At 68.4% G+C, this 10974-nt stretch carries 11 protein-coding genes; all 11 read right to left on the reverse strand.

Translation table 11 applies throughout. From position 1 onward, the window contains the following. Positions 1–3: 3 nt before the first annotated feature. Entirely contained in the window at positions 4–192 is a 189-nt protein-coding gene (locus GPY60_RS03955) for a CbtB domain-containing protein (protein ID WP_231639309.1), read from the reverse strand. Positions 193–354: 162 nt separating this feature from the next. Beyond that, positions 355–834 (reverse strand): SRPBCC family protein, encoded by a 480-nt coding sequence (locus GPY60_RS03960; RefSeq protein ID WP_156686335.1) that lies wholly within the window; start codon positions 832–834, stop codon positions 355–357. Between the two features lie 48 nt (positions 835–882). Continuing rightward, on the reverse strand, positions 883–1266 hold the full coding sequence (locus GPY60_RS03965) for a YbjQ family protein (protein WP_156686336.1): 384 nt from the start codon (positions 1264–1266) through the stop codon (positions 883–885). Positions 1267–1343: 77 nt separating this feature from the next. Further along, positions 1344–3866 carry an ATP-dependent protease ATP-binding subunit ClpC gene (gene clpC1, locus GPY60_RS03970; protein ID WP_156686337.1) on the reverse strand — a complete coding sequence of 841 codons (2523 nt, stop codon included), beginning with the start codon at positions 3864–3866 and terminating at the stop codon, positions 1344–1346. Positions 3867–4179: 313 nt separating this feature from the next. Then, positions 4180–4518: a histone-like nucleoid-structuring protein Lsr2 gene (lsr2, locus tag GPY60_RS03975; RefSeq protein WP_156686338.1), complete on the reverse strand. Its 339-nt coding sequence runs from the start codon at positions 4516–4518 to the stop codon at positions 4180–4182. 126 nt (positions 4519–4644) lie between these two features. Further along, entirely contained in the window at positions 4645–6153 is a 1509-nt protein-coding gene (lysS, locus tag GPY60_RS03980; RefSeq protein ID WP_156686339.1) for a lysine--tRNA ligase, read from the reverse strand. A gap of 178 nt (positions 6154–6331) precedes the next feature. Beyond that, a complete protein-coding gene (locus GPY60_RS03985) occupies positions 6332–7156 on the reverse strand; it encodes a type III pantothenate kinase (RefSeq protein WP_156686340.1) in 825 nt (274 codons plus the stop codon). A gap of 2 nt (positions 7157–7158) precedes the next feature. Continuing rightward, a complete protein-coding gene (gene panD, locus GPY60_RS03990; RefSeq protein ID WP_156686341.1) occupies positions 7159–7578 on the reverse strand; it encodes an aspartate 1-decarboxylase in 420 nt (139 codons plus the stop codon). Further along, positions 7578–8522 (reverse strand): pantoate--beta-alanine ligase, encoded by a 945-nt coding sequence (panC, locus tag GPY60_RS03995; protein WP_156686342.1) that lies wholly within the window; start codon positions 8520–8522, stop codon positions 7578–7580. The genes panD and panC overlap by 1 nt, the downstream gene beginning before the upstream one ends. After that, positions 8519–9430, reverse strand: a complete 912-nt coding sequence (locus GPY60_RS04000; protein WP_156686343.1) for a Rossmann-like and DUF2520 domain-containing protein — start codon at positions 9428–9430, stop codon at positions 8519–8521. The genes panC and GPY60_RS04000 overlap by 4 nt, the downstream gene beginning before the upstream one ends. 99 nt (positions 9431–9529) lie before the next feature. Then, on the reverse strand, positions 9530–10903 hold the full coding sequence (locus GPY60_RS04005) for a DUF6779 domain-containing protein (protein ID WP_156686344.1): 1374 nt from the start codon (positions 10901–10903) through the stop codon (positions 9530–9532). Positions 10904–10974 lie beyond the last annotated feature (71 nt).

Raw genomic sequence — 10974 nt, forward strand, 5'->3', positions numbered from 1 at the left:
ACGTCAGTGGCAGGGGAAGCCGAGCAGGTGCCGCGCGTCGTGCACGAACTCGTGCGGGACCGCGCCTTGATCGAATCCCACGAAATACAGCGCCAGCAATGCCAGGAAGGCCGTGGCCGTCAACCACATAATCGCGCCGGCAGCCGAGAGGTCTACGGGGACGATGCGGGAAGTCTTCGAACGATCGGGCACGGCCTGCTCCTTCTGGGGATTGTCGCGTCCCCTGCTGGGATGACGGGCGTCGGGTCTGACTTTCACAGTGGCGCGACCGTTCCGGAGTTACACCGGATTCCGTTGACCGTCGATGACAACGGTCAGTCTATGCCCTGGGCGGCCGAGGGGTAGCCGCCGCCCTCAGCGCGGTGACGAATCACCTGGCGTGGCTTCTATTCGGGCCGCGCGCTCGGCCTTCTCGACCAGCGATGCAGCCATTCCGACGATGGCCCGATGGAGTCCGATCCGCAACAGTGGGCCGAGTCCCGGCGTCGATGCGGTGAACCGGCCGGTCCACAGCAGGGCCGTGCCCGCGCCCAGCGGGGTCAGATGCACCTCACCTACGTAATCCGAGACAGGCAAACCTCGGGTGAGCGAATAGCGCTGATAGTGCGGCGGCCTTACTTCGAGGATTTTCTCATCGATCTTGAGGATGCCAGCTCCGGTGATTCGCCTGACCGTCCCGGCATCACCGGGCCGGGTGCTGCCCTGGGTCGTATAGGTGGCGCTGGTAACCATGGGCGCCCATCCTGTCCATCCCGGGACGTCCTCCAAGATCGCGAATAGCACGTCAGGCGATGCGCTGGACTGCATCTGCACTCGAAAGGTTTGCTCGCCCATCACATCTCCTTCACACTCAAGGTTGACTGGGGGTACGAGGAGCCCGCGTCAATGCTGCTGGGAAGGCTGGCCGCCGTAGCCCAACTGGGTGGCCGTGTACTTCGCGGCCTCGGTGACCGGCACCGCCTCGACCGCCGTGCCGTAGGCGCAGATCTCCGTCCACACGTCGCCGATCTCGGTGGTGTCGAAGCGCATGGCGACGATCGCGTTGCCGCCGCGATTGCGCGCCTCGGCGATCAGCCGACCCATGGCCTCGTTGCGGCTCTCGGCCAGGTTCTTCGTCATGCCCTGCAGTTCACCGCCGAACATGGCCTTGAAGCCGGCGCCCATTTGGGAGAACGCGTTGCGGGAGCGGACGGTCAGCCCGAACACCTCGCCGCACACGCGCCGGATCTCCCAGCCGGGAAGGTCATTGGTGGTCACGATCAGCACGGTGATAACTCCCTAGATCGACGAAACGGGCGGTTAATCCCGTCAGAGATTAACCGCCCGTTTCCGGGAGCTGCTACCTACGGAGCCTCGTGCGCTCCGGCCTTCGCCAGATCCGGCTCGGCCGGCTTGCGGGTCCCGGTGAAGGTGAACACCGCGTCCTCGCCGGCGCCCTCGCCGTCCCAGTTGTCGACGTCGACCGTGACGATCTGGCCGGGACCGACCTCCTCGAAGAGGATCTTCTCGGACAGCTGGTCCTCGATCTCGCGCTGAATGGTGCGCCGCAGCGGGCGGGCACCCAGCACGGGGTCGAACCCGCGCTTGGCCAGCAACGACTTCGCCTTGTCGGTCAGCTCCAGGGCCATGTCCTTGGTCTTGAGCTGGTTCGCGACCCGGCTGATCATGAGGTCGACCATCTTGATGATCTCGTCCCTGGTCAGCTGGTGGAAGACGATGATGTCGTCGATGCGGTTGAGGAACTCCGGGCGGAAGTGCTTCTTCAGCTCGTCGTTGACCTTCTGCTTCATCCGCTCGTAATTGTTCTCGCCGCCACCCTGGGTGAAGCCCAGGCCGACCGGCTTGGAGATGTCGGAAGTGCCCAGGTTGGACGTGAAGATCAGCACGGTGTTCTTGAAGTCGACCGTGCGGCCCTGACCGTCGGTGAGCCGACCGTCCTCGAGGACCTGCAACAGGCTGTTGTAGATCTCCTGGTGGGCCTTCTCGATCTCGTCGAACAACACCACCGAGAACGGCTTGCGGCGCACCTTCTCGGTGAGCTGGCCGCCCTCCTCGTAGCCGACGTATCCCGGAGGGGCACCGAACAGCCGCGACGCGGTGAAGCGGTCGTGGAACTCGCCCATGTCGATCTGGATGAGCGCGTCGTCGTCGCCGAACAGGAAGTTGGCCAGCGCCTTGGACAGTTCGGTCTTACCGACACCGGACGGGCCGGCGAAGATGAACGAACCCGACGGGCGCTTGGGGTCCTTCAGGCCGGCGCGGGTGCGACGGATCGCCTTCGAGACCGCCTTGACGGCGTCCTCCTGGCCGATGATCCGCTTGTGCAGCTCGTCCTCCATGCGCAGCAGGCGGGTCGTCTCGGCCTCGGTGAGCTTGAACACCGGGATTCCGGTCCAGTTGCCCAACACCTCGGCGATCTGCTCGTCGTCGACCTCGGCGACCACGTCGAGGTCGCCCGAGCGCCACTGCTTTTCGCGCTCGGACCGCTGGGCCACCAGTTGCTTCTCCCGATCGCGGAGGCTGGCCGCCTTCTCGAAGTCCTGGGCGTCGATCGCCGATTCCTTCTCCCGGCGCGCCTCGGCGATTTTCTCGTCGAACTCGCGCAGGTCTGGCGGCGCGGTCATCCGGCGGATCCGCATGCGGGCTCCCGCCTCGTCGATCAGATCGATCGCCTTGTCGGGCAGGAACCGGTCGTTGATGTACCGGTCGGCCAGGGTGGCGGCGGCCACCATCGCCGAGTCCGTGATCGACACCCGGTGGTGGGCCTCGTAGCGGTCGCGCAGGCCCTTGAGGATCTCGATGGTGTGCTCGACGGTCGGCTCGCCCACCTGCACCGGCTGGAAGCGGCGCTCCAGGGCGGCGTCCTTCTCGATGTACTTGCGGTACTCGTCGAGAGTGGTGGCGCCAATGGTCTGCAGCTCGCCCCGGGCCAGCTTCGGCTTGAGGATGCTGGCCGCGTCGATCGCGCCCTCGGCGGCACCGGCACCGACCAGCGTGTGCAGCTCGTCGATGAACAGGATGATGTCGCCGCGGGTGTTGATCTCCTTGAGCACCTTCTTCAGGCGCTCCTCGAAGTCACCGCGGTAGCGGCTGCCCGCGACCAGCGAGCCGAGGTCGAGCGTGTAGAGCTGCTTGTCCTTCAGCGTCTCGGGGACCTGGCCGTGGACGATGGCCTGCGCCAGGCCCTCGACGACGGCGGTCTTGCCGACGCCGGGCTCGCCGATCAGCACCGGGTTGTTCTTGGTGCGCCGGGAGAGAACCTGCATCACCCGCTCGATTTCCTTCTCGCGGCCGATGACCGGGTCCAGCTTGCCCTCCATGGCGGCGGCCGTCAGGTTGCGGCCGAACTGGTCCAGCACGAGCGACGTCGACGGGCTGCCCGATTCGCCGCCGCGTCCGCCGGTGCCGGCCTCCGCGGCCTCCTTGCCCTGGTAGCCGCTCAGCAGCTGGATCACCTGCTGGCGCACCCGGGTCAGCTCGGCGCCCAGCTTCACCAGAACCTGGGCGGCGACGCCCTCACCCTCCCGGATGAGGCCGAGCAGGATGTGCTCGGTGCCGATGTAGTTGTGGCCGAGCTGCAGCGCCTCGCGCAGGCTCAGCTCCAAGACCTTCTTGGCGCGCGGGGTGAACGGAATGTGTCCCGACGGGGCCTGCTGGCCCTGGCCGATGATCTCCTCGACCTGGCTGCGAACGCCCTCGAGCGAGATCCCCAGCGACTCCAGCGACTTCGCCGCGACGCCCTCACCCTCGTGGATCAGACCCAACAGGATGTGCTCGGTGCCGATGTAGTTGTGGTTGAGCATCCGGGCCTCTTCCTGCGCCAGGACGACGACCCTGCGGGCACGGTCGGTAAATCTTTCGAACATCGTGGGTTACCTGCTCTCCCTCACCATCGGTACAACCTCAAATTCCGGCCGGTGGGACCGGACTTGCGTACCTGCCATCCACTGTAATGGTCGGCCTGCCAGGGTTCCTAACCTTGCGGTTCCTCGCTCCAGCGAGACGCACCGGCGTTTCCCCCGACTCCACTGAGACTTCCCGTCAAAGCGGCGCCGTAACTGAAGAAACGAGGCATCCCACAAATTCGTTTCCCCGGATCCCGGGGATCTTTTCGCCGGGAGCGAAAGGTAAGAAACACAGCGCCCGGGCCTGCTGGCCCGGGCGCCGGTCAACGCTTCGTCAGGTGGCCGCGTGGAACGCGTCGATGACGTCGGCCGGGATGCGTCCGCGAGTCGAGACGTTGTGCCCGTTGCGACGAGCCCATTCCCGGATCGCCGCGCTCTGCTCGCGGTCGATCGCGCCGCGGCCGCGTCCGGTGCCGGAGCGCCCGCGCCGCCTGCCGCCGACGCGACGGCCGGCCGCCACCCATTGCTTCAAGTCATTGCGCAGTTTCGCCGCATTCTTGGACGAAAGATCAATCTCGTAGGTCACCCCGTCAAGCCCGAATTCCACCGTCTCGTCGGCTGAGCCGTTACCGTCGAAATCATCGACCAAGGTGACGGTGACTTTTTTCGCCATTTGCTTACCCTCGCGTTTCGTCCTGAGCAGTTACTTAGCAGTTTGGGCGAACCTCCCCGGCTACCAATCTGCCATAAGTAGGAAGCATACTCAATCCGTAGCGATGTCGCACAGTTCGCGTTTCGACTACGCCTGTGGTCGAACAATCGGGAACAAAACAGTCTCTCGAATTGACAGACCGGTCAAAGTCATCAACAACCGATCGATACCCATTCCGGTTCCCGTGCACGGCGGCATCCCATACTCGAGAGCCGACAGAAAGTCTTCGTCGAGCACCATCGCCTCGTCGTCGCCGGCGGCCGCGGCGCGGGCCTGGGCGGCGAAGCGCTCACGCTGCACGACCGGATCGTTCAGCTCGGAGTAGCCGGTGGCCAGCTCGACGCCGCGCAGGTACAGGTCCCACTTTTCGGTCACTCCGGGAATGCTCCGGTGCTGGCGTGTCAAAGGCGTTGTCTCCACAGGGAAATCCTTGACGAACGTCGGCGCGCTGAGGCCGTTGCCGACGGTGTGCTCCCACAGTTCTTCGACGAGCTTGCCGTGGCCATACCCACGATCCGTCGGGATTTCCACCCCGAGGCGGTCGGCTATCGCCCACAGCCGCTCGACCGTCGTCTCGGGCGTGATCTCCTCCCCCAGCGCCGCCGACAGCGACGGATACATTTCTATGGACGCCCATTCTCCGTCTATGTCGTACACGCTGCCGTCGGGCAGGGGCAGTTGTCTGGTTCCGATCGCCTCATCGGCCACCTCTTGAATAAGCTCGCGCGTCATGACGGCCGAATCGTCATAGGTGCCGTAGCTCTGGTAGGTCTCGAGCATGGAAAATTCGGGGGAATGGGTGGAATCGGCGCCCTCGTTTCGGAACACCCGATTTAGCTCGAAAACCTTGTCGAAACCACCCACCACGCATCGCTTGAGGAACAGTTCCGGCGCGATCCGTAGGTAGAGATCGATGTCGAGCGCATTGGAATGCGTGATGAACGGACGGGCCGCCGCCCCACCGGCCAGCGTCTGCAACATCGGCGTTTCCACTTCCAGAAACCCGCGACGCTCCAGCGCGTTGCGGATCGCGCGGATAACGGCGATTCGCTGCCGGGCCACCGTGCGGGCCTGCGGGCGGACGATCAGGTCGACGTACCGCTGCCGCACCCGGGCCTCTTCGTTCATCTCCTTGTGCGCGACGGGCAGGGGCCGCAGCGACTTGGCGGCCATCCGCCAGGAATCCGCCAGAACCGACAACTCCCCGCGCCGGGAACTGATCACGGTGCCGTGCACATAGACGATGTCGCCCAGGTCGACGTCGGCTTTCCACGCGTCGAGCGACTCGCGACCGACCTTGTCGAGGCTGATCATGACCTGCAGGCTCGCGCCGTCGCCCTCCTGCAGGGTGGCGAAGCACAGCTTTCCGGAGTTGCGCGCGAAGATCACGCGGCCCGCCACGCCGACGACGTCGTCGGTCGCGGTGTCGGCGGGCAGGTCCTGGTGGGCGGCGCGGACCTCGGCGAGGGTGTGGGTGCGCTCGATGGCCACGGGGTAGGGATCGCGGCCCTCGGCGAGCAGGCGAGCGCGCTTGTCCCGCCGGATCCGGAACTGCTCGGGAAGGCTCGGGTCGGCTTCCGGGGGGACAGAGCTCACGACGTGCCAGCTTAAATGACCTGGTGTGGCGGTCGGTCGCGGGCATCGAGGCTGCGCCGACGGCGTCGAGCCTGCGCCGGCGGTGCGAGATCCGCTCCAAGAGACGCGCTCAGCGCAGGCTCGATGCGGCTGGGCGTCCGAAACGCCGGGCGAAGGGCCGGGGCAAGGCTCCCCAGGCTCAGCGCGCGGTCTTGAGCCGACCGCGCTGGACGTCCCGGTTGCGTTCGAACACCAACCGCAGGCCCTGCAGGGTCAGGTGCTGGTCGTAGTGGTCGACGGTGTGCAGCTCGGGCAGCAGCAGCGGGGCGGTGTGCCCGGTGGCCACGATCGCGACCTGGTTCCCCGGCTCGCCGGAGAAGCCGTCCACCTCCTCGCGGATGCGGGTCACCAGGCCGTCGACCAACCCGGCGAATCCGAACACCGCACCCGACTGCATGCACTCGACGGTGTTCTTGCCGACCACCGAGCGGGGGCGCGTCAGCTCCACGCGGCGCAGCGCGGCTGACCGGGCCGCGGCGGCGTCGGACGACACCTGCAGCCCCGGGGCGATCGCGCCGCCGAGGAACTCCCCCTTGGCCGACACCACGTCCACGCAGATCGAGGAGCCGAAGTCGATGACGATCGCGGCGCTGCCGAACTTGTGAAAGGCGGCCAGGCAGTTGACGATCCGGTCGGCGCCAACCTCTTTCGGGTTGTCGACCAGCAGCGGGATGCCCGTCCGCACGCCGGGCTCGATCAGCACGTGCGGAATCGACGGCCAGTACTGGTCGAGCATGATGCGCACCTCGTGCAGCACCGACGGGACGGTCGACAGGGCGGCGGCGCCGGTGAGCCGGTCGGAGTCGTCGCCGATCAGGCCGTCGATGGTGAGCGCCAGTTCGTCCGCGGTGATCTCGGACTCGGTGCGAATCCGCCACTGCTGCATGACCTTCGCGTGCTCTTTGGAGCCCGAGATCAGTCCGACGACGGTGTGGGTGTTGCGGACGTCGATGGCCAGCAGCACGTCTATCCCACGCCGATCCGTGGGTCGAGGAGATCCGAGGCGTCGGCCGGGACGAAGGCCGGGTCGTGCCCGAGGTCGACGGGCTTGTTGTCGGCGTCGACGAACACGATCCGTGGACGGTAGGCGCGCGCCTCCGCGTCCTCCATGGTGCCGTAGGCGATCAGGATGACCAGGTCGCCGGGATGTACGAGATGGGCTGCGGCGCCGTTGATTCCGATGACGCCGGAGCCGCGCTCGCCGGTGATCGCGTAGGTGACGAGGCGAGCGCCGTTGTCGATGTCGACGATGGTCACCTGTTCGCCCTCGAGCAGGTCCGCGGCGTCCATCAGGTCAGCGTCGATGGTGACCGAGCCGACGTAGTGCAGGTCGGCCTGCGTGACGGTGGCGCGGTGGATCTTCGACTTGAGCATCGTTCGTAACATCAATTCCTCCAACGTGATTCGAGGGTGTCCCGATAGTCGTCCGGCCCGATCGGTGCCGGCGAAGTTGCGATGTTGATCGCGACATTGTCCAGGAGCCTGGTGGCGCCCAGCCGCGCCGCGACGAGCAGGCGGCCCGGCCTGCCGGCCCGTAGCGGCCCGAGTTCGAGGTCGCGCAGCTCGAGATAGTCGACCGTGATGCCGGGCACGGCGTCGAGCACGGCGCGCGCCGCGGCCAGGGCGGCCTGCGGGCCGTGCTGCGCGGCGTGCCCTCCCGCCGTCAGCGCCGCCGAGAGCGCGACGGCGGCCTCCCGCTGGACGGGATCGAGGTAGCGATTGCGCGACGACATCGCCAGCCCGTCGACCTCCCGGACGGTCGGCACCGCCACGACGGACACGTCGAGGTTCAGGTCGGCGACCATCTGCCGGATCAGGACCAGCTGCTGATAGTCCTTCTCCCCGAAGAACACTCGATCGGGGCGGACGATCTGCAGCAGCTTCATCACCACGGTGAGCACGCCCGCGAAGTGCGTCGGCCGGGCACTTCCCTCCAGCTCGGCGGCCAGCGGCCCGGGCTGGACGGTGGTGCGCAGGCCGTCCGGATACATCGACGCGGCCGTCGGCGCGAACACGATGTCGACGCCTTCGTCGCTCAGCAGCGCCAGATCGTCGTCGAGGGTCCTGGGATAGGCGTCGAGGTCTTCACCGGCGCCGAACTGCAGCGGGTTGACGAAGATCGAGACGACCACCACCGACCCGGGGACCCGCTTGGCCGCGCGCACCAGCGAGAGGTGCCCGTCGTGCAGGGCGCCCATGGTCGGCACCAGCATCACCCGCCGGCCGGTGTGCCGCAGCGCGCGGCTGACATCGCTGACGTCGCTGGGCCGCGAGTAGACGTTGAGCTCGCCGGGTTTGAAGGCGGGTGGCTTGCCCTGGACGGGGCTCATCGCGCCAGCACCTCGACGACGTCGGAGGGCGCGTGTGCGCGCCGGGCGGTGCGCAGGGCGTTGACGCGGTAGGCGTGCGCGAGTTCGGGGTCGGCGCATTCGAGCGCGGACAGGTGGCCGGCGACGGCGGCAGCGTCCCCGCGGGCCACCGGGCCGGTGAGCGCGGCCTGGCCGCGCTGCAGGGTGTTCTCCAGCGCGGCGCGGGCCAGCGGGCTCACGATCCGCTCGGCGAGGCCGCCCGGCTGGTCGTCGACCAGTTGTTGGCCCAGCAGTTCGCTGCCGCGCAGCGCCGCGCGCAACGCGTCGAGCGCGTCGGCGAGCACGGTCACGATGTGGTTGCCCGCGTGTGCCAGAGCCGCGTGGTAGAGAACGCGGGCGTCCTCGGGCACGCAGAACGGCTCGCCGCCCATCTCCAGGACCAGCGACTGCCCGATCGCATGCCCGACTTCGTCGGCCGCGGTGATCCCGAAGCAGGTGTCCGGCAGCCGGCTGATGTCCTCGTCGGAGCCGGTGAACGTCATCGCGGGGTGGATGGCCAGCGGCGTGCAGCCGGCCCGCGCCAGCGGCTCCAGCACGCCAATGCCGTTGGCGCCGGAGGTGTGCGCGACGATGGTCCCCGGCCGCACCGCCGCCGTCGCGGCCAGGCCGGACACGAGGCCGGCGAGTTCGCTGTCGGGAACCGCGAGCAGCAGCAGTTCGGCGCCGGCGGCGACCTCCTGAGGCGGGACCACCGGGGTGTCGGGCAGCCGGCGCTCGGCGCGCTGGCGCGACGCACGGGAGATGGCGCTGCACGCCACGACGACGTGGTCAGCGCGCTCCAGCGCGACGCCGAGAGCGGTGCCCACCCGGCCGGCGGAGATGATTCCCACCTTCAGCCTGGCCGGGCGCAGCCCGTCGAACTGCACCATCGCAGACGACCTCACATGGATCTTCGTTCGTTCCAGTCCCATGGCTCGGGTACCGGACGGTCACTAAAACTGTAATGGATTCGCCGGGCGGAACCGAGATCAGCCGTCGCGGCGACGACGCCGGCCGCCCCCGGACGGCTGTACCTGCAGCCGGGCCAGGAGCTCGGCGACCGACTGGCCGCCGCTCTGCGAGCCGTCGTCCGACCCCTCCGACCACGAATCGGCGCTGCGGTGCCGTCGGTTCGGCGGCGGCGCCATCTGCGGTGGTGGTGGCTCGGCCGCAGGTGAGGGCGGCGCGGGCGGTGTCGGGGCGGCGGCGGCCGGCGCGGCGGCCGGTGGCGGCGGCGCTTGTGGCGCCGGCGGCGTCTCGACGCCGGATTCGCCGGACGTGAAGTTGCGCACACCGTAGTCGCGGTACTCGGCGGAATGCCGCGAGCGGGCTCTGCGGCCGGCGTCGGCGTACGGATCCGGAGGCGTGGCCGCGACGGGCGCGCCGTCCAGCGGTTGGTCCGGATCCGAATGCCGTGCGCGCCGCCCGGTCAGCGGATCGACGGGTGCGACGACCGGCTCGCCGCCGACCCATTGGCTGCCTGGCGCGCCGGGCGGCAACCACAGTCCGGTCGCCGGCGCGGGCTGCCAGCCTTGCATCTGCGGTTGCGGCTGGGGCTGCTCGGGCTGGGGCGGCGGCCGGTGGCGCGGCTCGAACCGCGGCTCCGGCTCCGGCGGGGGGCCGTACGCTGCGGCGTCGGGGGCTTCCCGCGGTCCCTCGTAGGCGGAATTCACCCGTTCGGGCTGTGTGGGCTGCCGGGGCGGCAACAGCGGTCCCCCGTCGACGGGCGGCACCCCCACCTCGGTGACGTCGATGATGGCGGTCTCGTCGGCGCGGGCGGGCGGGCGGTCCTGGGGCACCGTGGTGACCCGGTCGCTGGAGACCCAGTCGGCGGGAGCCGAGCGGGGGCTGTCGCCGTTGCGGTCCCACTCGCTGTACGCCCGCTCCGGAGGCGCTTCGGTCTCGACGGTCTCGAGCGCCGGCCGGTGCTGCAGGTCGGTGTCGAACAGCACCTCGAGGCTGGTGCGCAGGGCGCTCAGCTCGGCACGCAGCGCCGCCAGGTCGTCTTCGGCCTGCGCCCGCAGCTCGGAGGCAAGCTCGCGACGAAGCTGCGACTCCACGGTGAGCTCGTACTCCCTGCGGGCCGAGATCTCCCGGTCCAGCTGGAGGTCGTAGACGAGCTTGAGGTCGCGGACGCGGGCCTGGTCGGCATCGCTTTGCCGACGGTAGAGCACCGAAACGAAGGCACCGGCGACTGCGGCCCACAGCGCCAGGATTACAGCGAGCTTGAGCAGTTCCACCCGATTGGTGAACACCAGCGCGGAACTGGCCCCGATCGCCAGGACCAGCAACGCCGTCAAGAGCACCCACCCCGGCCTGCGGCCGCCGCGCCGAACGCGGGCGCCGCGGGACAGAACGGTCATGGCCTGACTGTACCTGTGGGAGGTCATTCCGCGTGTCGCGCAGGTTCGGCGATTCTCGGCCGGGTTCGCGG

Source organism: Mycobacterium sp. Marseille-P9652 (assembly GCF_902652685.1).
Lineage (GTDB): Bacteria > Actinomycetota > Actinomycetes > Mycobacteriales > Mycobacteriaceae > Mycobacterium.